This window comes from Pseudomonas sp. Sample_23 (assembly GCF_004307595.1).
GTDB classification, from domain to species: Bacteria; Pseudomonadota; Gammaproteobacteria; order Pseudomonadales; family Pseudomonadaceae; genus Aquipseudomonas; species Aquipseudomonas atacamensis.
Genome location: NZ_RCNX01000059.1, coordinates 65,965 through 86,185 on the forward strand (window position 1 = coordinate 65,965; position 20,221 = coordinate 86,185).

Annotated in this window: 23 protein-coding genes; 11 read left to right on the top strand and 12 right to left on the bottom strand. The window is 59.7% G+C overall.

Features of this window, described 5'->3' with window-relative positions; translation table 11 throughout:
* Nucleotides 1-6 precede the first annotated feature (6 nt).
* The 5 genes from cyoE (at nt 7) to D8U82_RS15950 (ending at nt 4,749) form a co-directional block, all read left to right on the top strand.
* Nucleotides 7-972, top strand: coding sequence for a heme o synthase (cyoE, locus tag D8U82_RS15930; protein ID WP_241668064.1), 966 nt, complete (start codon nt 7-9; stop codon nt 970-972).
* Nucleotides 965-1,225 (top strand): metallothionein, encoded by a 261-nt coding sequence (locus D8U82_RS15935; protein ID WP_024012801.1) that lies wholly within the window; start codon nt 965-967, stop codon nt 1,223-1,225. The genes cyoE and D8U82_RS15935 overlap by 8 nt, the downstream gene beginning before the upstream one ends.
* On the top strand, nt 1,222-2,406 hold the full coding sequence (locus tag D8U82_RS15940) for an MFS transporter (protein WP_130902513.1): 1,185 nt from the start codon (nt 1,222-1,224) through the stop codon (nt 2,404-2,406). The genes D8U82_RS15935 and D8U82_RS15940 overlap by 4 nt, the downstream gene beginning before the upstream one ends.
* 27 nt (nt 2,407-2,433) lie before the next feature.
* Nucleotides 2,434-3,108 (top strand): polysaccharide lyase family 7 protein, encoded by a 675-nt coding sequence (locus D8U82_RS15945; protein WP_122699293.1) that lies wholly within the window; start codon nt 2,434-2,436, stop codon nt 3,106-3,108.
* Nucleotides 3,109-3,432: 324 nt separating this feature from the next.
* A complete protein-coding gene (locus tag D8U82_RS15950; RefSeq protein WP_336463712.1) occupies nt 3,433-4,749 on the top strand; it encodes an MFS transporter in 1,317 nt (438 codons plus the stop codon).
* Nucleotides 4,750-4,756: 7 nt separating this feature from the next.
* Here the strand turns inward: D8U82_RS15950 and D8U82_RS28610 are convergent, their stop codons facing one another.
* The 3 genes from D8U82_RS28610 to D8U82_RS15960 all read right to left on the bottom strand — a co-directional run bounded on the left by D8U82_RS28610 (nt 4,757) and on the right by D8U82_RS15960 (nt 6,629).
* Nucleotides 4,757-4,885 (bottom strand): hypothetical protein, encoded by a 129-nt coding sequence (locus D8U82_RS28610; RefSeq protein WP_024012797.1) that lies wholly within the window; start codon nt 4,883-4,885, stop codon nt 4,757-4,759.
* Between the two features lie 132 nt (nt 4,886-5,017).
* Entirely contained in the window at nt 5,018-5,569 is a 552-nt protein-coding gene (locus tag D8U82_RS15955; RefSeq protein ID WP_130902514.1) for a cytochrome b, read from the bottom strand.
* 172 nt (nt 5,570-5,741) lie between these two features.
* Nucleotides 5,742-6,629 (bottom strand): universal stress protein, encoded by an 888-nt coding sequence (locus D8U82_RS15960; protein WP_130902515.1) that lies wholly within the window; start codon nt 6,627-6,629, stop codon nt 5,742-5,744.
* 443 nt (nt 6,630-7,072) lie between these two features.
* On the opposite strand from D8U82_RS15960, the gene D8U82_RS15965 reads away from it, so the two are divergent.
* On the top strand, nt 7,073-7,285 hold the full coding sequence (locus tag D8U82_RS15965) for a hypothetical protein (RefSeq protein ID WP_224787233.1): 213 nt from the start codon (nt 7,073-7,075) through the stop codon (nt 7,283-7,285).
* A 44-nt stretch (nt 7,286-7,329) separates the two neighbouring features.
* Here D8U82_RS15965 and D8U82_RS15970 read toward each other — a convergent pair whose 3' ends face one another.
* A complete protein-coding gene (locus D8U82_RS15970; protein ID WP_130902517.1) occupies nt 7,330-8,250 on the bottom strand; it encodes a universal stress protein in 921 nt (306 codons plus the stop codon).
* A gap of 233 nt (nt 8,251-8,483) precedes the next feature.
* On the opposite strand from D8U82_RS15970, the gene fnr reads away from it, so the two are divergent.
* The 3 genes from fnr (at nt 8,484) to D8U82_RS15985 (ending at nt 11,722) form a co-directional block, all read left to right on the top strand.
* On the top strand, nt 8,484-9,224 hold the full coding sequence (gene fnr, locus D8U82_RS15975; RefSeq protein ID WP_125926795.1) for a fumarate/nitrate reduction transcriptional regulator Fnr: 741 nt from the start codon (nt 8,484-8,486) through the stop codon (nt 9,222-9,224).
* 202 nt (nt 9,225-9,426) lie between these two features.
* The gene (gene potE / locus D8U82_RS15980; RefSeq protein WP_130902518.1) at nt 9,427-10,767 is read left to right on the top strand and encodes a putrescine-ornithine antiporter; all 1,341 of its coding nucleotides are present in this window, start codon (nt 9,427-9,429) and stop codon (nt 10,765-10,767) included.
* 49 nt (nt 10,768-10,816) lie between these two features.
* A complete protein-coding gene (locus D8U82_RS15985; protein ID WP_130902519.1) occupies nt 10,817-11,722 on the top strand; it encodes an amino acid ABC transporter substrate-binding protein in 906 nt (301 codons plus the stop codon).
* Between the two features lie 41 nt (nt 11,723-11,763).
* Here the strand turns inward: D8U82_RS15985 and D8U82_RS15990 are convergent, their stop codons facing one another.
* Nucleotides 11,764-12,675 carry a universal stress protein gene (locus D8U82_RS15990; protein ID WP_130902520.1) on the bottom strand — a complete coding sequence of 304 codons (912 nt, stop codon included), beginning with the start codon at nt 12,673-12,675 and terminating at the stop codon, nt 11,764-11,766.
* A gap of 213 nt (nt 12,676-12,888) precedes the next feature.
* On the opposite strand from D8U82_RS15990, the gene D8U82_RS15995 reads away from it, so the two are divergent.
* A complete protein-coding gene (locus tag D8U82_RS15995; protein ID WP_024012773.1) occupies nt 12,889-13,452 on the top strand; it encodes a GNAT family N-acetyltransferase in 564 nt (187 codons plus the stop codon).
* Between the two features lie 53 nt (nt 13,453-13,505).
* Here the strand turns inward: D8U82_RS15995 and D8U82_RS16000 are convergent, their stop codons facing one another.
* The 4 genes from D8U82_RS16000 to D8U82_RS16015 all read right to left on the bottom strand — a co-directional run bounded on the left by D8U82_RS16000 (nt 13,506) and on the right by D8U82_RS16015 (nt 17,150).
* The gene (locus D8U82_RS16000; protein WP_130888081.1) at nt 13,506-14,429 is read right to left on the bottom strand and encodes a universal stress protein; all 924 of its coding nucleotides are present in this window, start codon (nt 14,427-14,429) and stop codon (nt 13,506-13,508) included.
* Nucleotides 14,430-14,529: 100 nt separating this feature from the next.
* A complete protein-coding gene (locus D8U82_RS16005) occupies nt 14,530-15,771 on the bottom strand; it encodes a DUF4010 domain-containing protein (RefSeq protein ID WP_130888080.1) in 1,242 nt (413 codons plus the stop codon).
* 45 nt (nt 15,772-15,816) lie between these two features.
* Nucleotides 15,817-16,041 (bottom strand): hypothetical protein, encoded by a 225-nt coding sequence (locus tag D8U82_RS16010; RefSeq protein WP_122610501.1) that lies wholly within the window; start codon nt 16,039-16,041, stop codon nt 15,817-15,819.
* Nucleotides 16,042-16,076: 35 nt separating this feature from the next.
* Nucleotides 16,077-17,150 carry an NAD(P)-dependent alcohol dehydrogenase gene (locus D8U82_RS16015; protein ID WP_130888079.1) on the bottom strand — a complete coding sequence of 358 codons (1,074 nt, stop codon included), beginning with the start codon at nt 17,148-17,150 and terminating at the stop codon, nt 16,077-16,079.
* Nucleotides 17,151-17,410: 260 nt separating this feature from the next.
* Here D8U82_RS16015 and D8U82_RS16020 point away from each other — a divergent pair, with 260 nt between their 5' ends.
* Nucleotides 17,411-18,337 carry a universal stress protein gene (locus D8U82_RS16020; protein ID WP_130888117.1) on the top strand — a complete coding sequence of 309 codons (927 nt, stop codon included), beginning with the start codon at nt 17,411-17,413 and terminating at the stop codon, nt 18,335-18,337.
* Nucleotides 18,338-18,734: 397 nt separating this feature from the next.
* Here the strand turns inward: D8U82_RS16020 and D8U82_RS16030 are convergent, their stop codons facing one another.
* From D8U82_RS16030 to D8U82_RS16040, 3 genes are read right to left on the bottom strand one after another with little or no spacing between them, the layout of a single operon-like run.
* On the bottom strand, nt 18,735-18,983 hold the full coding sequence (locus D8U82_RS16030) for a hypothetical protein (protein ID WP_130887841.1): 249 nt from the start codon (nt 18,981-18,983) through the stop codon (nt 18,735-18,737).
* Nucleotides 18,980-19,228, bottom strand: coding sequence for a hypothetical protein (locus D8U82_RS16035; RefSeq protein ID WP_130887840.1), 249 nt, complete (start codon nt 19,226-19,228; stop codon nt 18,980-18,982). Before D8U82_RS16035 ends, D8U82_RS16030 begins: the two co-directional genes overlap by 4 nt.
* Nucleotides 19,225-19,551 (bottom strand): hypothetical protein, encoded by a 327-nt coding sequence (locus D8U82_RS16040; RefSeq protein ID WP_130887839.1) that lies wholly within the window; start codon nt 19,549-19,551, stop codon nt 19,225-19,227. Before D8U82_RS16040 ends, D8U82_RS16035 begins: the two co-directional genes overlap by 4 nt.
* Nucleotides 19,552-20,221: the final 670 nt, after the last annotated feature.

Below are 20,221 nucleotides of genomic sequence, written 5' to 3' on the forward strand. Positions count from 1 at the left end.
CTGTCGGTGAATGTCGGGCTGGAACTGACCAAGCCCGGCATCATCGTCGGCAATCTGGCTTCGGTGTTCGGCGGCTATCTGCTTGCCGCCGGTGGCCGCCCGGTGACCCTGGCGCATTTATTGGCCGCCCTGCTCGGCACCGCGCTGGTCATCGCTTGCGGTTGCGTGATCAACAACTGCGTCGACCGCGATATCGACCGGCGCATGGTGCGCACCTGTCATCGGGCGCTGGCCGTTCGCGCTGTGTCGTTGCCCAGTGCGTTTTGCTACGCGGCGGTGCTGGGTGTGATCGGCTTCGGTTTGCTGTGGCTCGGCACCACAGTGCTGGCCTGCGTGATGGCGGCTGTCGGTCTGATCGTTTATGCGGGCGTTTATACCTGCCTGATGAAACGCCGTTCGCACTGGGGCACGCTGGTCGGCAGCCTGTCCGGGGCCATGCCGCCGGTGGTCGGTTATTGCGCCGTGACCGGCAGCTTCGATGCCACGGCGCTGATGCTCATCGTGGTGTTTTGCTGCTGGCAGATGCCCCACTCCCACGCGATCACCGTCATGCGCCATGAAGACTTTCGTGCCGCCGGATTGCCAACCTTGACGCTCAGACAGGCACGACGCGAGATCAACCTGTACATGGTCGCGTTCCTGATCAGCGCGGCGATATTGGGCTGGGTTGCGGCTATCAATGTTTCTTATCCGCTGGTGGTACTTGGCCTGGGCGGCTACTGGTTTTATCTGACGTTGCGACCGGTGCGAACCACCAATGCGAAAGTCTGGGCGCGGCGCATTTTCAGCGTATCGATCCTGCTGATCCTGGCGCTGAATCTTTCCCTCGCGTTGAACGCCGTACTGCCCTCGCCCTCTGCGCTCTACCACTCATCGGGCGTGGGGGAAAATCATCAAACGCAGGTGCGGGGCGGGTTATCAGAATCGGTAACGACTGCCTTTACAGACCACCTGGAGGAAACCCATGGCTAACGATCCTTCAACAATTGATTGCGCCTGCCCGGGCTGCACCTGCAAATGCAGCGGCGAGCAAACCTTCGAGCGTGACGGCAAGCAGTTTTGCAGTCAGGCCTGCGCGGATCTTCACCCGAAGGGCCAACCCTGCCCGTCCTCGACCTGCCATTGCGAGCAGAACCTTGGGGCCGATGAGCGCAATGTCAGTGACTCGAAACTGGATCAGGCGGTCGAGGAAACCTTCCCTGCCAGCGATCCGATTTCCCCGTGAGCCTCAATCGACGCAGCCTCAATCTGGTCGCAGCAGCCTTCGCGCTGACCGCCTTGTCCTATGGCCTGGCGCGCTTCGCCTATGGACTGCTGCTGCCACAGATTCGTCAGGATCTGACGCTCAGCGTGACCGCTGCCGGATGGATCGGAGGCAGCGCTTTTGCCGCTTACTGTGTGGGCATCGTTGCGACGTTTGCCTGCAACGGCAAAGTCAGTCCGCGTGGGTTGACGGTGATGGCCGGCGCCGCCGCGACGCTGGGCATGGGACTGGTGGTTGTCGCTTCGTCGGGGCTGACGTTGGGCTGCGGTGTGGCGCTGGCGGGATTGAGCACCGGTTTGACCTCGCCGCCATTGGCCAGCGCGGTAGCGGCGCGTCTTGATGATGCGGATCGCCCGCGGGCCAATGGATTTATCAATGCCGGGACAGCGGCGGGCATCGTTTTTTCCGGTTTGGCGGCGATATTGGCGGCCGGGCAATGGCGCCAGCTGTATGCCCTGTTTGCCTTGATCGGCATCGGCGTCACGATCTGGCTCTGGTTTGCGGTACCGCGCCGGGTCGAGCGTGACGTCGCGCAGAACTTCTCGCTGGCAATGCTGCGTCGACCCGGCGTACTGCCTTTGTGCGCCAGCGCTTTCCTGATGGGCCTGGCGAGCACGGCGATCTGGACATTCGGTGCCGACATTCTGCGCAGCGAGGCTGGATTCTCAGATCAGTCGATAGCATGGGCGTGGATCGTCCTGGGTGCGGCGGGAATCAGCGGATGCATGACGGGCGTGTTCACCGGCCGATTCGGTGTCGTGCGTATTCAGCATCTGGCACTGGCTGGGATCGCCCTCGGGACATTGGGCCTGTCGGCCGCCTCGATATCAGCCGGGTCTGGCCTCATCGCAATGTGCCTGTTTGGCGCGGCCTATATCGTTTCCTCGGGCGTTTATCTGCTGCAAGGCATCCGCCTGTTTCCGGATCGTCCGGACTTGGGATTGGGCATACCGTTTCTGCTCCTGGCACTCGGCCAAACCGCCGGCACGCCGATTTTCGGCGCAGTGCTGGAGGCAACGGGCGTGATCTTTGCCCTTTGTGTTTTCGCGGCGGCCGCTTGCGCCGCCATGGTGCTGTGCCCAAGAGATGGTGAAAGTCCGCGCAGACAGATGTGCCAATCCACCGAAGGCTTGGGTCGCTAATGATTTTTATCGTCAGGAGTACAAACCATGGCCGTAAACATCAGCAATCTCACCCTCTCCACCCCGGTGGCCGTTTCGGCAACCAATCCGGTCGCACTTGAGCTCAACGGCGCCGAGGCCATTGCGCAGTTCCCCAGCATCGTCACGGTGCTGCCGGATGGATCGCTGCAACTGTCCGCGCCGACCAAAGGCGCCTCGAGCAAGAGCACTCACCGCACCCGCTGCGAATGGAAAGAATCCTTTTACTGGTCGCTGGGCAGCGCCGCTGACCACCTCAACTATCAGGAAATGACCGTGACCAAGGTCAACTCTGCGCAGAAAGTCGTTATCTCGCAGATGCATGTGAAAAATGACGACGGCCCGGTCATCAAAGTGTTCTGGCAGAAAGGCAACATCACCATGGGCTTCCGCCAGAGCTTCAACCAGCCCACACCGGTCAACACCACGGTGCTCAAGGGCGTACCGTTGGGGGCGAAGTTCAAGATCACCATTCGCGCCAACTCTGCCGGCGTGGCTAGAGTCACTGTCGACTACAACGGCGTTGTCGGCACATCAGGTGACTTGCAGCTCGACTCAACCTGGAATTCGCAGGTGTTCAATTTCCACGGCGGGGTCTACAACCAGATCGACTACACCGACGCCACGCCGCCAGAGGATGGCTCGATCTGCATCATCAGTGACTTGTTGATTTCGCATACTTAGGCGCTGAAACGAGCAAGGGCCTGCGGCAGCTTTCGCTGGCAGGCCCTTGTCAGAGCTGAGCTCGATGTTGGGTTTTCAGCCTCCTCTTCGACTTCGAAATTGCCTGCGTCCTAACGTCGCAGCCTTCGGCTATTGGCAAATCCTGCGCAAGCCGTAGAATCCCGCGCGCTCTTGCAGAGGTCCAGTCTGGTCATAGACAGGCCTTTCCAGGACTGGCCATGCCTCATTGACGTACGGCCGACGCCACCGCCCTGCCCGATCGGCAGACATTTGCACAACACCTGTTCCAGCCTGGCAACCGCACGCGCAGAGGCGCACGTTGCGCTGTTCGATTTTCTTGAGGTTTTTATGTCTCCGCGTTTGCTGGCCATGGCGCTGGCGCCCCTGCTCGGGCTGTTCATTATTGCTCTGGGCAACGGTTTTCTGTCTTCCCTGACCACCCTTCGCCTGGACGCCGCCGGCGCCTCGGCGACGATGATCGGAATTGTTTCGTCGGCCTATTTCATCGGCCTGACGCTGGGCGCGGTGTTCAACGACCGGCTGATTCTGCGCATCGGCCATATTCGTGCCTACGGCAGCTTCGCCTCGCTGATTGCCGTGACGATCCTGTTGCAAGGTCTGTTTTATGACACCTGGGGCTGGCTGGTCCTGCGCCTGATCAACGGCTGGGCCACGGTCGGTGTGTTTCTGGTGATCGAAAGCTGGCTGCTGCTGGCCGGTGACGAGAAGATTCGCGGGCGCTTGCTCGCGCTGTACATGATCGTCCTTTATGGCGCTGGCGTTCTGGGCCAGGCGACGCTGGGAACCATCACTGGCATGAGCGACAGCGCGCCGTTCATGGTCGCCGGCATGCTTGCTGCGTTGTCGGTGCTGCCGATCGTGATCCTGCCGCGCGTATCGCCGCTGCTCGATCAGGTCGAGCCGCTCAAGCCCCGGCAACTGCTGGGCGTGACGCCGACCGGGCTGGTCGGCTGTTTCGGCTCGGGGGTGACCATAGCGGCGATCTACACCTTGTTGCCGCTGTATCTGCAACGCAGAGGTCTGGACGTCGGTGAAGTCGGCAGCATGATGGCCTGGACGATTCTCGGCGCGATGCTGCTGCAGTATCCAGTCGGACGCTGGTCCGACCGCACCGATCGCTTGCAGGTGCTGACCCTGCTGACGGTGGCGTGCACCGCGTTATCACTGGTGATTGTGCTGCTGCCGCTGTCTTCGACAATGCTCGCGGCGATGCTGTTTCTGCTCGGTGGCGGCGTCTTCGCGCTGTACCCGGTGGCCGTCAGCCACGCGGCCGACCGCGCCCCGGCCGAAGCGCTGGTGCCGATGATTCAGGGTTTGCTGCTGATCAACTCGCTGGGCTCGGCCATCAGCCCGATGATGATCTCGCCGGTGATGAACTCGTTCGGCGCCAACGGCCTGTTCTGGGTCTTCGCAGTGGTCAATTTGAGCATGGTCAGCTTTTTCTTCTGGCGCCGCGGCAAACGCCCGGTGCCGGCCAACCCCGCCCCGTTCACGGCGGCAGCCACCTATTCGCCGACGGGTGCGGAGTTGCGGGTCACCGAGGATTTGCGCGTCGCCGCTGAGGAGCATCCGGCGATGATGGATGCGATCAGCGGGGAACTGGTGACGCAGCCACGGTGACCGCTGATCAGCAACTGCCCGGCGGGATACCGTCCTTGTTAAAGTCCTTCAAGCGCTCGCGCTCTTCTTCGGTGGAATGTGCCGGGGTTGTTTGATCCGGTACTTCTTGCGGCACTTCGGTTTTTTCTTCAGTCATGGCTTTGCCCTCGTTGTCGATGCTATTTCGGCATCGGCGAGGGCTGGCAGTTCCGGATTTTCAGCTCCACCGCAGCCATGCGCTTGAGTTGCGGCGAACATTCCCTTAGACGAACAGCGCAAGATTCTTGCTTCAAGAGCGGGCACGCGCAATCAACATCCTCTGCAACGTGTTGTCCTTCACCCAGTAATGGTGGAACAGCCCCGCCAGCGCGTGCAGGCCGATCAGCCAGTAGCCGGCACCGCCAATCCATTCGTGCCAGTACTTGAGTTGTTTGGCCAGGTCCGGATCAATAGCCACCGGCGCCGGCACATGGAAACCGAAGTACGGAAACGGCTTATCGCCCGCCGCGAGCATCAGCCACGCGAGGAGCGGTGTGACAATCATCAATCCATACAGCGCCAGGTGTGTCAGGTGCGCGATTGCGGTCTGCCCCGCCGGTGGCTTGGGGATGATCGGCGGACGCGGAGTCAGGCGGCCGATCAGGCGAATCCACACCAAGGCGAAGATGCTGGCGCCAAACAGGCCATGCAGGCCCATCAGCATGCTGCGCCCCTCACTGCCCTTGGGCAGGTAGCCCTTGATTTCGACGCACGCATACACCCCGACGAACAACGCCAGCATCAGCCAGTGCAGGATGATTGAGAGTTTTCCATAACGGGTTACAGCGGTGTCGCGGATCATAGGAAACGCCTCGTGATTGTTGTGGAACGACGATCATCTCGCTCGAAATTATCCATGAACAGAAGCGCAAGGGTTATCACCTCAGCCCATCAAAGGCGAGTAAGTTTCCAGCAGCTGCCCCTTGTCGACAAGTCGGAAAGGGGCTGTTCGGCAAGGCGCACCGTTGTTCGTTCTAGACCGCCAGTACGCTGCAGGGAACCTGGTACAGAATATGTTCGGTGGTACTTCCCAGCAGTTTTTCCAGCCCGTGACGTTGAACCCTGCCCATCACAATCACGTCCACATCGTGCTCATCGGCAAACTCACTGATCGCCGCCACGGGATGTCCCTCCCTGCTATGCCTGTGCTCGGCCGTCACACCGAATTTCCCCGCCAAAGCGCTGTAATGCGCTTGCAGTTCCTTGCGCCGGGCATTCATCAGTTCCGAAACCGTCCAGTTGTTCACCACTTCATCCAGATAGTTTTGCGAGACGTCATAGGCATATAACAGGTGCAACTCTGCACCAAACTGAGTGGCGAAGGATGTGGCCTGTTCGACGATCCGGTCATTGAGAGCGCCCCCATCATCTTCGCTTGCAGCTACATCCACTGCCGCTACGACCTTGCGCGGCAGACCCGGGCCAGCAGCGCCCAACAAGTAGACCGGCACCGGACAATCACGCAGCAGCTGCCAATCCAATGGGGTAAACAAAGCGCGTTTGAGCAAGGATTCGTGCTGCACTTCCTTGATCAGCAGATCGGGCTGGTTCACGGTGACGTGATCGAGGATCTCCCGTTTCATGTCTTCGGACCAGCCAACCTCGGTCGTCACCCGCAAACCTTCGGCTCGCAGACTGGCAGCCTGGCTTGCCAGCCACTCGTGATGGTCCTGCAAATAGGCCGCACGGGCCCTTGCCCGATCCCCTTCCTCCAGCAGCGACAGGAAATCCCACCATTTGATCAACGCTGCAATATGCAGCGACGCGCCGCTGGCTTTAGCCAGGGCGGCGGCCTGCCTTATCGCCGGGGAATGGCGCAGGGCCGGGTTGATGATCAGCAACAAGTGTTGATATTGGCTCATGTTTGTCTCCAGAGAGATGGACGTCTGCGCTCATGTCACACGCAGCTGACCCGGGCCGAAAGAACCGGACAACAACGTCAACCCAAGTTGCGCCATAGCCCGGCGACTTCCTTGATAAATGTCATATGCAAGGCCCCTGGTGCTCGTCCTCCCCCTGAAGAACCTGAATATCGAGGCTTGTCCACCACCCTTGCGCAAGCGCCTGGAAAACCGACAAAGCGGCGATGAAACTGGCGAGCGACATTGATCTGGATCAATCGCTGCGACGACAAACTGGATCGAAATAGATTCATGACTCGGCTGCGCCCGCATCTCGGATCAGGGACAGTCACAAGCTGCTCGAACGCGTGAAAGTTACAGATGCGGCCACAGGGTGACAGGTCCGCAACCCACCCTCATTCTTGCTTTGCGAGGTTCACGATATGGTCATCCATGATTCAGCCATGACAACCGCCAATGTCCCCGACGCGATCGATGACAGTGGCGCACTGTTTCACGAAGCCGATCGGCTCAGCGAACGGGCCTATGCCGTCCTTGAAGAGCCGTTTTCTACAGACACCATGCACAAGTTCACTGAAGCGAGGAAACGCGCCGATGAGAAATATCGGCACGCCTGGCAACAATGGCAATACGCACACGGCGGGCGCAGTCACTGATGGATTATCCCCAACCGATTACCATCAACTGCTGCGATGACCGGTCAGGCTGTGGCAGGCATTGCCTTGACCATCATCAAACTGCAAGGAACCCGGTTCATCAGGCATTCGGCCGTGCCGCCGATGAAGCCGTCGAGCGCTTGATGGTGACAGATACCGAGCACCAGCAGGTCGAACGCGTGCTGCCGGGCGAAGTCTTCGATCACCCGGTACGGGACACCTGAGAGCAGGTGGCTATGTTCTTCATCCAGACCATAGCGCTCGGCCAGCGTATCGAACGCTTCTTGCTGAGTGTCGTTGATCGCATCGCACAAGCTGTGGTCCAGGATCAAGTTCGGCACGCTCATCGCCGCATCACCCACCACTGACCAATTGCTCACATTCAACAAGTGCAGCGACGCATCGCATTTAGCTGCCAATGTCGATGCAACGCGAAGTATCCGGTCATTGAGCCCTTGGGTCAGATCCTCGAGATGCGACAGGTCAATGGCCGCCAGCATCTTCAAGGGTTTCGGATGTGCGGCCTCGGTGACCAGATGCACGCAGGCGGAACAATCACGTACCAATAGCCAGTCCAACGGCTGGTGAAACGTTTGATTGAGCGCTGAAACATGGTGAGCGTCCTTGATCACCAGATCGACATGAAAGTCATTGATGTACTCAAGCACATGCGCCGGCGTGGCCCTGGCCCAGACCACTTCGGTGCTGACTTGCACGCCAGCGCCACGTTGAAACCGGGCCTGCTGTTCCAGCCACTGGCGATGCATCTGCAAATAGCCTTCACGCGCTTGCGCCATGGCGTCGTGGTCGATCAGGCCGGCCAACGCCAGGGACTGGACATGATCGAACGCCACGATGTGCAGCAACGCGCCACTGGCCCGAGCAAGTGCCTGGGCGCGATCAAACGCCGGGGTGCGGGTCATTTCGGCAGGTGCGATCAACAGAATGCGTTTGAGCCTGAACATCACGAGTGTTTCCAGTCAGCGCCATCGGACGATTCTGCAACTCTGCCAACCGCCACGCTTGATATGCATCAAGTCTCCCCATTAACCCTGCAATACAAGAGCGGCGAAGAGCCCGACGCTTCTGTGAGTTCCCTCCCCGCCGTTCGTCCGTAATCACGCTGACACGCCAAACGAAAAGTACATGCGCTGCGAAGACTTCTATGCTTATCACACTCATTGGAGGCTGCTAATCCATGCTTGAAGCCCACTCGCCCCCGCCGATTCTCAAAACTGCCTGTTCCAACTGCAGTGTGGTCGAGTTATGCCTGCCGCTTGGTTTGACGGGCCCGGAGGTCGAGCGGCTCGACACGCTGATCGTGCAGCGATACAAGGTGAAGAAAGGTGCCGCGCTCTACCGGACCGGGGACCCGCTACGCTCGCTGTACGCAGTGCGAATAGGCTCGTTCAAGACCAGCGTGGTCTCCGTCGATGGCCGCGAGCAAGTGACCGGTTTTCATATTCCCGGCGAAATGCTCGGGCTGGACGCCATCAGCATCGATCAACACGCGTGTACTGCGTATGCGCTGGAAGACAGCGAAGTCTGTCCTATTCACTTCGCACAGCTGGAAAAACTCGCGCAAAGCCTGCCATCCCTGCAGCACAACCTCAACAAGCTGCTGAGCCGGGAAATCGTGCGCGACCACAGCATGTTGATGCTCATGGGCAACATGAACTCCGATGAGCGCCTGGCGGCTTTCCTGCTCAACCTCTCACAACGCCTCAGCTCCCGTGGCTATTCCTCGAAAGAGTTCGTGCTGAAAATGCGCCGCGAAGAAATCGGCTCCTACCTTGGGCTGCGTCTGGAAACCATTTGCCGCGGCATTGCCCACTTGCGCGATCAGGGTTTGGTGGAAATCACCGCGCGCGACGTGAGAATCCGCAACATGGACGGCCTCAAGCAAATGGTGTCGGGCTGCAACCGCCAGAGTCATTGAGCCCGTCCATGAGTTCCTGCCATGCCTTCGCCATCCCTCGGGCAAGCCATATCGAAGCGATGGGCGCGCTGTTTCGATGCACTTGAAATCACCTGTCTTTCCAACCGTTGAACGTCGCTTGAAAAGCTGCGTACCGCCGATGCCGGCAAAACCTTGTGCGTTGGCTGAGCGGTGACGCGTTGCGCAAATCGAGGGAACTCCGATGGCCGACTCAAGCAAGAAAATGAGCCTCATGGGGCTCACCACACTGGTGACGGTGAACATGATGGGCTCAGGCATCATCATGCTGCCGACGAGCATGGCCCAACTCGGGGCTGTTTCATTGCTGTCATGGATCGTCACCGCTGTCGGCTCGATGGCTATCGCGTACTGCTTTTCCCAATGCGGCATCTTCTGCCTGCGCTCAGGCGGGCTATCCGCCTACACCGAAGAGGCGCATGCAAAGTCAGGCTTTTTTCTGTGCTCTTACCTGTACTTCCTGTCGCTGGCCATCGCCAACGTGGCGGTGGCCATTTCGGCAGTGGGCTACATGACGTCGTTCATGCCCTGGCTGGGAAGCGGCGCCATTCCTTTATTCGTTGGAACGGTCGGCCTGCTCTGGCTGACCACCGTGGCGAATTTCGGCGGCCCAGGCATCACCGGCAGGATTGGCGCGGTTACGGTGTGGGGGGTGATCATTCCTGTAGCGGGCTTGAGCATCATCGGTTGGTTCTGGTTCAAACCGGAGCTGATCATCGCCGCCTGGAACCCGAACCAATTGCCGATATCCGAGGCCATCAGCAAAGCGATTCCCCTCACGCTCTGGGCGTTTCTCGGCATGGAGTCGGCAGCCCAGGCCTCAGATGCGGTGGAAAACCCCAAGCGCACCGTACCGCTGGCCTGTCTGTTCGGTACATTGGGCGCAGCGGTGGTCTATGTGCTATCGACGACGGTCATTCAGGGCATTATTCCCAACGCCGAACTGGCCAACTCGTCAGCGCCTTTCGCGCTCGTTTATGCGCACATGTTCAATCCCCTGGTCGGCAACATCATCATGGCGCTCGCGGTGATGGCCTGTGTCGGCTCGCTGCTGGGCTGGCAGTTCACCTTGGCGCAAACGGCCAAGGTGACCGCTGATCAGGGCATGTTTCCGAAACTGTTCAGCAAGGTCAGCGCACGCAACGCCCCCATCGTCGGGATGCTGGTCTGCGGCGTCCTGCAGACCTTTATGGCGCTGTCGACCATTTCGCCGAACGCGAGCGCGCAGTTTGGAAAACTTGTCAGCCTCGCGGCGGTGACCAACCTGATTCCCTATGTGACGGCAGCCACCGGGCTGCTGGTGATGATGTACAAAGCCAGAGTCAGCGCCGCCGTATACACGCGCAATACCCTGCTGTTAGTGGTTGCCGTGGCCTATTCGTTGTATGCGCTGTATGCCTGCGGCAAGGACGCGGTGTTCGGCGGCATCCTGGTCCTGGTGTTCGGCTACCTGCTTTACGGTTTCCTTGCCAAACGTTTTGTCGATGCCCCTGCGCCTGTCGGCCCCCGGCCTGATAACCCTTGATCGAAGTCTTCGGTACAGCACAGATATCTGAATTCGAGGAACCGCGCGCATGAACGTGAAACTGATCAGAGCCCACCACCTGCTGCTCGCCTGCGTCCTTGCGCTGCTACCGGTAGTGACCCATGGCAACACGCTGGAGCGCATCCGTGCCAGTCAAGCGATCACCCTTGGCTACGTGCCTGACTTCATGCCGTTCAGTGATCAGGACGCCGATAAAGCCAGCGGTTATGCCATCGATCTCTGTCTGAAAATAGCCGAGAAGATCAGGATCGATCTGAATGTGCCGACGTTGAAAATCCAGTACCAACCGGTCTCGCTCAACGACGAGATGAACGCCGTCAGTTCCGGCAAGATCGACATTCTTTGTACGCCGACCCCACCCACGCTGGCGCGGCGCAGGATCGTCAGCTACTCGGTGCCGATTTACACCGCTGGCCTCTCGGCTGTGGTGCGCCAGGATGCGTCCGAAACCTTGCTTAATGTGCTGAATGGCAAAGTGGCCCATACCGGCCCAATGTGGCGAGCCACGGTGAACCGTGGTCTGGCCAACCAGACCTATGCCGCCATCGCCGGCGGGGTCACGGAGACGTGGATACAACAGCAGATGCGATTGCTGGGTGTGGTAGCCACGCTGGTCACGGTAGAGAACGCAGAAGCCGGTCTGAATCTGGTTGCCGATGGCAAAGCCGATGCGTTTTTCGCGGAACGCATGCTGCTCAAGCATCTGCTGACCAGAAATTATCCATCGGGCAACCTGGTGCTGCTGGAGCGGATTTTCGAGTACGCACCGACGGCGATGGCAGTGGATCGAGAGGATGAGGATTTCCGTCTGCTGGTCGACACGGCGCTGAGTGAAATGTACCGATCCGGCGAAATTGAACAGGCATTCGACAAACATCTGGGCGGCGCCGGCAGTGCCGCCAAGAAGCTCTTCAGGATCTATGCAATACCCTAGCGGGCCAGCGAACAGGCTGGCTCGCTACGCTGCGATCATGCTCACCGCACAGGCTCTTTCCTCACCGCCAGAATGCTCCCCGGCACCGAATACAAGGCGCGCTCGGTGGTGCTGCCGATCACGCGTTCGATGCCCACGCGATGAACCGTGCCCATCACCACCACGTCGGCCAGGTACTGCTCGACGAACTCATTGATGACCTGCACTGGATGGCCCATGACGAAGTGTCGACGCTCAGGGGGCACGCCGTGGCGATCGGCAAGGGCGACAAAAGCCTGATGCAGTGTCTGACGCAGTTCGTTCGCCAAATCTTCGTTCCAGCCACCGTTGACCACTGGCGCTTCGCCGTTGAAGGCAGCGGACAAATCGTAGGCGCAGAGCAGGTGCAACGGCACGTCGCATTGCACCGCCAAAGCGTTCGCCGACCGTATGATCACGTCGTTCAAGCCACTGATTTGGGTATCCGGATCGAACGGGTCCACGGCTGCCACGACACGATGCGGCAACGCATAGCGAATCTGATTGACCAGATGCACCGGAATCGGACACTCACGCAGCAGGTGACAATCGAGCGGCGTGATGAACACGCGCTTGAGCGCCGGTTCCAGTCGCACATCCTTGATCAACAGGTCGGGCTTGAGCACATGGACGGTCTTGAGGATGTCCAGCAGCGGATGGCTGGAAAAGACCACATCAACCGTGCCGTCCAGCCCCTGGTTGCTGAGCTGTTCGAGCTCATCGGCCACCCAGCGACGGTAGCGCCGCTGATAGCGCTGAGCATCCACGTCATCGATTTTTTCCTCCCACAGATGGGTGATCGGCACCGGCGAAACAAAGGCCCGCACATCCAGCGCCGCCCCGCTCGCCTTGGCCAGCGCGATGGCACGCAGCATCGCCGCCGATTGATGCAGCGTCTGGTCGGCGACCAGCAACAGACGTTCATATTGGCCCATCACACACCTCCGCTCGGCACCGGCGCGGTGGGCCGGCAGGCTTCAAGACTGCGCCCGCTCGCCCTTGCCCGGCGTTGATTTACATCAAGCCCGGGTCAATGAAAGAGGCGTCTGATGTAGATCAGATGTCGCCGTGGGCAACCGCGTAGAAGGAAGGCAAGCGGACGGTTTTCCAACCGCCCGCCAGCCTCTCGAACCGGATGGAGAATGATCATGCTCACCGTCAAAGACCACAACGATCAGGCCGTGGCCGCTTATGCGGCGGTCGCCGGACAATACTGGATTGAGGCGCTCAAGGACGGCCGCCATGTATTGATCCGGCCCCTCACGGAGAAGGATCGCCTGCGCGAATACGACTTCATCAAGCGCCTGTCGCCCGAATCCAGGCACATGCGTTTTCTCGCCCAGATCAGCGAACCCGGCACCGCTCTGCTAGACCAGTTGATGGACACCGATAACAAACAGCGCACCGCCTTCATTGCACTGGTTCACGAGAACGGCAAGTTGATCGAAATCGGCATCAGCCGCTATGCCGGCACAGGCGCCCATCAATGCGAATGCGCGGTGACGGTCGCCGATGAATGGCAGCACCTGGGCTTGGGCACGTTGCTGATGGAGCATCTGATCAAGGCAGCCCGCCGCAACGGATTCCGCCAGATGTACTCGGTCGATGCCGCCAGTAACGCGGCGATGCGCGATCTGGCCAAAAGCCTGGGCTTCGAGACCCACAATGATCCGGACGACGCACGCCAGGTCATTCATCGTCTTGACCTGTAAATGAATCGCCCCGAGGTGAGTCGGCCAACGACGCACCTCGGGGCGATCGTGTTTCAGGATTGCAGCGTGGGTTGCGGCTTGATCGCCAACACACTGCAAGGTGCCCGATGCAGCAGCTGTTCGGCGGTGGTGCCTAACAACTTGCTCAAGCCGTGGTGCTGCACTGTGCCCATGACAATGACGTCAATCTGCTTGTCGATGGCGAACCCGCAGATACTGCGCACCGGTGCGCCCTCGATGAAGTGCCGGCATGAGACCGGCACGCCGTGGCGCTCGGCCAAGGCCGTAAATGCCTCATGCTGCGCAGTGCCCAGCGCTTCATGAATCCCGGTGGCCAGCGGCAATGCGCCGAACCCCATGTCCGTGGCGTAAACCGCCGTCCAGTCGTAAACATGCACCACATCAAGACCGGCATCGCACTGCGCGGCGAGTTGGGCGGCGGCATCAATGATCTGATCGTTGAACAGGCAGTCCTGCTCTTCGCTGCGCAAGACATCGACGATGGCCAGGACACGGCGCAGGCGCGGATGGGTGTCGTCGGTCACCAGATGCACCGGCACCGGGCAATCGCGCAACAGTTGCCAGTCCAGCGGGGTGTAGAAAATACGCTCCAGGACGGACTCGTGCTGCACATCCTTGATGATCAATAGCAACGGCATTTCGTTGATGAACTGCAGGATCTCGGCGAAGGGATCCTGGACCCACATCACTTCGCTGGTGACCATGATCTGATGCCTCGCCAGCAATGAAGCCTGCTCTGCGAGCCACTGCCGGTGAGTGCGCAGATAACCATCGCGGGCGAGGCGGATCTGCTCGGGGGCAAACAGCCCTGCCACGGCCAGCGCCTGCAAGTAGTCGAAGGCCACGATGTGCAGCGGCAACTGCATGGCCTGGGCCAGTGCAGCCGCGCGCTCGAACGCCGGCGTGCGCTCCATGGCTGAAGGAGCGATCAACAGTAAACGCGGAGTCTGTGACATGGGATACCTCGGCATGCGGCCAGCCAGGAGAAACAGACTTCAGGGTGAATGCTGTGGCCATTGGCAGCTTGATCTTTATCAGCAAGAGCACCGATCGCGCTCAAAACAGCACAGTGCCCGCCCACATGGCCAAGGTCAGCAATACCTGGCCCGGGATCACGCAGGCAGCGAAACGCCTGCCGCCGCTGACCCACGCCACCACGCATTTGCTCACCGAGTTACTGCTGACGGCAATCAGCGCTGGCACCGCTATCGAGTCATAAGGCACCTGGCCCGCCTTGGCCAGGCTGGCGATGGACGCTGTGGCAGAGTGCGCATCGGCAAAGCCCGAAAGCATTGCGGTCAGCCACAAGCCTGCCTGACCAAAGTGGCTGAGCATGGCCGAGGAGACGAATGTGATGCCGGTAAGGGTCAGTGTCACGATGACCGCGAGTTTCAGATTGAACGCTCCTGCCGTGTCGACCGGCTTGCTGCGGCTCCCTCGCGTGGGGTCGGGGAACATCAGGCAGGCGCCGTACAACATCGTAGCGATCAAGCCGAAGAGCAGTGGCGCCCATAAACTGTTCAGCAGATCCGCATCAACCATCGTCAGGATCAGGCCGATCTGTATCACCGTCGCGAGATTGGAAAAAATCGCCGCCGCGCTGAGGATGCGGATGTTGTCCGGCTCATGGGCAAGGCGTTGGCCCATGGTCGCGATCGTCACGGTACTGGAGGCGAAGCCGGATGCAATCGCGCTGATGACGTAGCCATAGCGCGAGCCCAGGGCGCGCACGGCAATGTGGCCGAACGCGCCGACCAGCATCAGCAACACCGTCACGGTACAAATGGTGCGCAGATTGATCGCGGCGTACGGGCCGATATATCGGTCCGGTGCCAAAGGCAGTATCACCAGCGCTGCGATCAGCAGGATCAGGCCATCACGCATTTCCGTTTCGGACAACTGGCTGTTGGCAAAGTGATGCAGCGCCTGGCGATACGCCAAAAGGCCCGCGATCACCACGCCAAGGGCAATGGCCAGCGCCGGCGCGGTTGCGCACAACGCGCCCAGGATCAGCACGGTGATCAACGCCACCTCGCTGGTCAGCCCAGGGTCGTCGCTTTGACTACGCCAGTACGCAACGCTGGTCAGCAACGTGACACAGCCGGCGACGATCCCCAGCAGCAGGCCACCGCCGACCTGTAGCGCGACATACCCCAACAGCGCGGTAATGGCGAACGTGCGCAAGCCGGCGCAGTGTCGCGCATCGCCAGTGCCCTTGTGCCGTTCACGCTCAAGACCGATGAGCATGCCGATCCCCAACGCCGCAGCGGCGCCGGACAGATCAAAAACCTCATTCATGATGGGTAGCGTCCCGCAGGATTTGCGCACCCTGCTGCACTCGGTTTATGGCGAGCATTCAACGCTTGCGCTGATGCGGCGAGCCGTTACCGGCCTTGCTGGCAACGGCTGGGCAAACGCATTCGGCCACTCGTGAGGGGCGTTGATACGGGCCTCAAGCACCTCGACAAATTCCTGCGCAGCCTTGAGGCTCATGAAGCCCACATCCCAGTCATCCATGTGCACGACCCAGCCGTGGGGAGCGTGTTTTTCAGTGATCTTGATGTTCATGGAAACCCCGGTTTCAGCGGCACGCCAAGGTGCTTTCAAGGAGTGATTGCGACTTTCATGACCCCGTCGCGTTGATGAGCGAACAACTCATACGCCTGCTCGATGTCGTCCAGTCTGAAACGGTGAGTCACCAGCGGTGACAGATCGACGGCGCCGCTCTGCACCACGGCCATCAGTCGACGCATGCGTTCCTTGCCGCCCGGACACAGGGTGGAAACGATGCTGTAATCGCCCAATCCGGCGGCAAACGCGCCGAGCGGGATGTGCAGATCGCTGGAATACACCCCGAGGCTGGACAAACGCCCGCCCGGGCGCAGCACCCGCAATGCCGACTCGAACGTGCCTTGGGTGCCCAGCGCTTCGATGGACACATCCACGCCACGGCCATCGGTCAATGCCATGATCTGTTCCACCACATTGCCGTCCTTGAAATTGACGGTATGGGTCGCGCCCAGCTGGCGCGCCATGGCCATGCGTTCGGCCACCGCGTCGACACCGATAATCGTGGTGGCGCCCTTCAGCCGTGCTCCGGCCACGGCACAGAGGCCGATCGGGCCCAATGCAAACACCGCGACAGCGTCGCCGATGGCGATCTCGCCCCGCTCCGCCCCCGAGAACCCGGTGGACATGATGTCCGGGCACATCAGCACCTGTTCATCGCTCAACTGATCGGGGATCGGGCACAGGTTGGCCTGTGCATCCGGCACCAACACGTACTCGGCCTGGCAACCGTCGATCGTGTTGCCAAACTTCCAGCCGCCGATGGCCTTGAAGCCGTGCCGGGTGTCGGGGCCGTCCTGCGAGCCGCAGCCACACAGGCACGCGTAACTGTGCCCGCTGGGGGTGATGGCCCCGGCGATCACCCGCTGCCCTTCGACAAAACCGAGTACTTGCGAGCCCAATCGCTCAATGATGCCGACCGGTTCGTGGCCGATGGTCAGTCCTCTGGCCACTGGGTATTCGCCGCGCAGGATATGCACGTCGGTGCCGCAAATGGTGGTGGTGGTCACGCGGATCAACGCATCCAGCGGCCCGACCTCGGGAATCGGCTTGTCATCGAGCACGATGCGATTTTTTTCAACGAATATTGCGGCTTTCATGGTGGCCATGATGGCTTTCCCTCCGCCGGCGTGTGAGTGCAAGGCAGAGCTTGAGCCGGGACGGCGGGGTCTTAGTTGATAATGGTCAACTATCCGAGGATCAGTGGTATTGCCCGACCGTATATCCGCTCACGGCCACGCGCTGATGTCTGGTTGATAAATATCAACCCCGCCCTGCTGGCTCGCTCCACGATAAGCGCATGCCCCACTACTCACTGTTTCCAGGCATGCAGCGCAATGCCTGGGTGACTACCCTCGGGAGTTCTGTCATGTCTGAGCAATCGCGTTTCATGCTGGTCGTGTCGCCGCTGATGAAAAACAGTCCGGCGTTCGACCGCGCCGCCGCACTGGCCAAAGCGTCGGATGCCGCACTGCATATTGTCGCGTTTGATTATCTGGAGGGCCTGGCGACCGCAGGAATGGTCAACGAGCAAGCCCTGGAGCAGATGCGCCTGGGCTATGTCGAACGCCATCATCAATGGCTCGAAGACCAGGCCCGGCCGTTGCGCAAGATCGGAGTGACCGTCACCACCGAGGTCGTCTGGGTGGACAATCCTTTGAAGGAAATCCTCATTCATTTGAAAGAACAGCCGATGGCTGTCCTTATAAAGGCTCTGGAGCACGAATCAGTTCTGTCGCGACTGATGTTCACCCCGCTGGACATCCACCTGTTGCGCGAATGCCCGGTGCCGCTGCATTTTGTCAGCCACGCTCAAAACGCTCTGCCGCGCCGAATCGTCGCGGCGGTCGACCCCTTCCATCGTGATGGCCAATACCAGGGCCTCAACGATCGGATCCTGCGCGAAGCAGCAAGACTGGCCAGTGTCTGCAATGGCAGCCTGGACGTGATTTATGCCCACGACCTGTCATCGATCAGCGCTGCCGAATTCGGCTTCAATAACGCGTCCGCGATCTTTTCTTCCAGCGCAGCCAAGAAACTGTTCGAGGCCCAAGGCGAAGCTTTCCAGGCGCTGGCTGAACGTAACAATATTCCGGCAGAGAACCAGCACATGATTGTGGGCGATCCCGCCAAGGTGCTTTCCAGCTATGCCGATGCTTACGACATCGATGTGATCGTAATGGGCCGCGTCACCCATCGAGGAATCGCCCGACTGGTTGGCAGTACGGTCGAGCATCTGTTGTACAAAATGCCTTGTAGTGTGTGGGTGGTGGCGCCGGAAACGCTTACTCGCTGATGGATGCAGTCGACGCTGAAGAAAGGAGTGGATTTCCAAACACCAGACGGTGACGGAATGGCCAGTCAGGAGCGTGGAAAACATTTCCATTGCACAATAAATAAGGGCTTGCATGAAATATGTCATGCAAGCCCTTGATATTTATGGTGCCCGAAGCCGGAATCGAACCGGCACGCCCTTACGAGCGGGGGATTTTAAGTCCGTTATTTTTCCCTTATAAATCAGAGCTTTATAGTGGTTACTTTTCCGCACCGTACAAATTCTCTGTTCGTTTTAGAGTAGTGAAACCAGGACCTCAAAAGAAATTGCGGAAAGAATTCGGCCACCTGAAGCACGTATTTCAAGCAAAGGCAGACGGACGTAGGTCTGAAGAAAATAGCCTTACAGCGTTCGCCGGTCACAGCTCCACACTAAATTTTTTGATACCCACGTTTTCAGCAAAGCGCCCTACGGCCGTCAAGCTCGCCCAGGTGCGCAATCGCTCACGCCGCGAGCGTACCGGCACCCAGCGTGCGCCACTGCCGCCCAGGCGACTCGACAGGCCCCAATCGGGGCCGCCACCAATCTTGGCCACCAGGCATTCGCGCACGGCGTGTTGTCCAATCAGGGCGCGCAACACCTCTTCGTGAATGCCTTCGCCGATCACTGTGCATGCTCCAGGCGCCGAGCTGTAGCAGCGTCGTCGAACGCCTTATATAAGACCTCGAGACTGCCGGCGTTGAGCGCCTTGGCGGTTTCCAGCCCTAAGACAAAACCTTCGGCACGATCACTGGCGCGAAACAGATCATCGGCTGTCTGCGCACGGCCGATCTGGGCGAGGAGTTTCAGGACCTGGGCCTGCACCGCTTGCGGCAGGTTCAGCGCTGTGAAGGCTTCGGTCTCGCTGCTCATTCCCATCTCCAGCCATTGAGGCTCGCAGGCTGCTCGAGCGCAAGGTCGTATTGCTCCGCCTCGATCAACAACCAGCCACCGGCCGGCTCATTGCGCCCCTCGGCGATCGGGCCTTGCAGCAACAACCCCCCCGGCAAGATCACCCGCAAGGCGTTCGCCTCCTTTGGACCGTGCAGGTAACGGTCGAACTCAATGCGAAACCGTCCCGATCCGGCGTTATGTACACGCACATTCAATTCCAGCGTGGTGAGATCCTTCGGTGGCTGGCCCAAGTACAGTGCCAGCACGGTGACGGTGGCCAGGCCTTCATAGGCGTATGACATGGAGCAGCGTTCCTGTTGGAGGCGGCCGACGCATCGACCAGAAAGTTAGGCAATGGTAGACCAGCACCGGGGCCAGTGGTTGCCGCCGGCGCAAAAAAGGCCCCCACACCGGTGCACGGTGTGGGGGCCTGTTGAACATAAACGGCGTTATATTCACTAGTGGCCAATAGCCGCAATACGTCATAATTGGCGAATTCTGCATCCACACCCGTACCAGACCGACGGTTATGCCAGTCGACCCTCTGCATTGAACCAGCTTCTTTCTGGGGCAATCCATGAGCCAGCTAGGAGAAGTTTTATGAAATGTATGTGCTGGATCTGTTGGGAAAACGCGGTGCTCAAATATGAGGTGGGCGATTGGCAGAACATCGCCTGTGACGGTTGCGGCCGTTACCTTATCAGCAAGCACTTCATGCAAGAAAATGTGGGCAACACGGCTGACGTGGAAGTGATGAGACAACTTATCAAAGACTCAGAGTGCGCGGGATTAATCCCGGCAGTAATCGATGGTACGGCTAGATACGCGTTATCACCTAGACGCAGGGCTTGATCCCTGTGAGTCACTCCCATGGTGCGTCCCGCACGTCATAGACAGCCAGCAAAGCTAGAAGATCACAGCTCTCAAACTGTTTTCGGTTAACGCTCGATAGATCTAGGTTAACCGTTCGCT

Coding starts and splice junctions, on each gene's coding strand:
- D8U82_RS15935 (WP_024012801.1), top strand. CDS start 965: ATGGCTAACGATCCTTCAACAATTGATTGCGCCTGCCCGGGCTGCACC.
- fnr (WP_125926795.1), top strand. CDS start 8,484: ATGCTTGAAGCCCACTCGCCCCCGCCGATTCTCAAAACTGCCTGTTCC.
- D8U82_RS15995 (WP_024012773.1), top strand. CDS start 12,889: ATGCTCACCGTCAAAGACCACAACGATCAGGCCGTGGCCGCTTATGCG.
- D8U82_RS15955 (WP_130902514.1), bottom strand. CDS start 5,569: ATGATCCGCGACACCGCTGTAACCCGTTATGGAAAACTCTCAATCATC.
- D8U82_RS28610 (WP_024012797.1), bottom strand. CDS start 4,885: ATGACTGAAGAAAAAACCGAAGTGCCGCAAGAAGTACCGGATCAAACA.
- D8U82_RS15945 (WP_122699293.1), top strand. CDS start 2,434: ATGGCCGTAAACATCAGCAATCTCACCCTCTCCACCCCGGTGGCCGTT.
- D8U82_RS16040 (WP_130887839.1), bottom strand. CDS start 19,551: ATGTCATACGCCTATGAAGGCCTGGCCACCGTCACCGTGCTGGCACTG.
- D8U82_RS15985 (WP_130902519.1), top strand. CDS start 10,817: ATGAACGTGAAACTGATCAGAGCCCACCACCTGCTGCTCGCCTGCGTC.
- D8U82_RS16035 (WP_130887840.1), bottom strand. CDS start 19,228: ATGAGCAGCGAGACCGAAGCCTTCACAGCGCTGAACCTGCCGCAAGCG.
- potE (WP_130902518.1), top strand. CDS start 9,427: ATGGCCGACTCAAGCAAGAAAATGAGCCTCATGGGGCTCACCACACTG.
- D8U82_RS15960 (WP_130902515.1), bottom strand. CDS start 6,629: ATGAGCCAATATCAACACTTGTTGCTGATCATCAACCCGGCCCTGCGC.
- D8U82_RS15970 (WP_130902517.1), bottom strand. CDS start 8,250: ATGTTCAGGCTCAAACGCATTCTGTTGATCGCACCTGCCGAAATGACC.
- D8U82_RS16020 (WP_130888117.1), top strand. CDS start 17,411: ATGTCTGAGCAATCGCGTTTCATGCTGGTCGTGTCGCCGCTGATGAAA.
- D8U82_RS15990 (WP_130902520.1), bottom strand. CDS start 12,675: ATGGGCCAATATGAACGTCTGTTGCTGGTCGCCGACCAGACGCTGCAT.
- D8U82_RS16015 (WP_130888079.1), bottom strand. CDS start 17,150: ATGGCCACCATGAAAGCCGCAATATTCGTTGAAAAAAATCGCATCGTG.
- D8U82_RS16010 (WP_122610501.1), bottom strand. CDS start 16,041: ATGAACATCAAGATCACTGAAAAACACGCTCCCCACGGCTGGGTCGTG.
- D8U82_RS16005 (WP_130888080.1), bottom strand. CDS start 15,771: ATGAATGAGGTTTTTGATCTGTCCGGCGCCGCTGCGGCGTTGGGGATC.
- D8U82_RS16000 (WP_130888081.1), bottom strand. CDS start 14,429: ATGTCACAGACTCCGCGTTTACTGTTGATCGCTCCTTCAGCCATGGAG.
- D8U82_RS15965 (WP_224787233.1), top strand. CDS start 7,073: ATGACAACCGCCAATGTCCCCGACGCGATCGATGACAGTGGCGCACTG.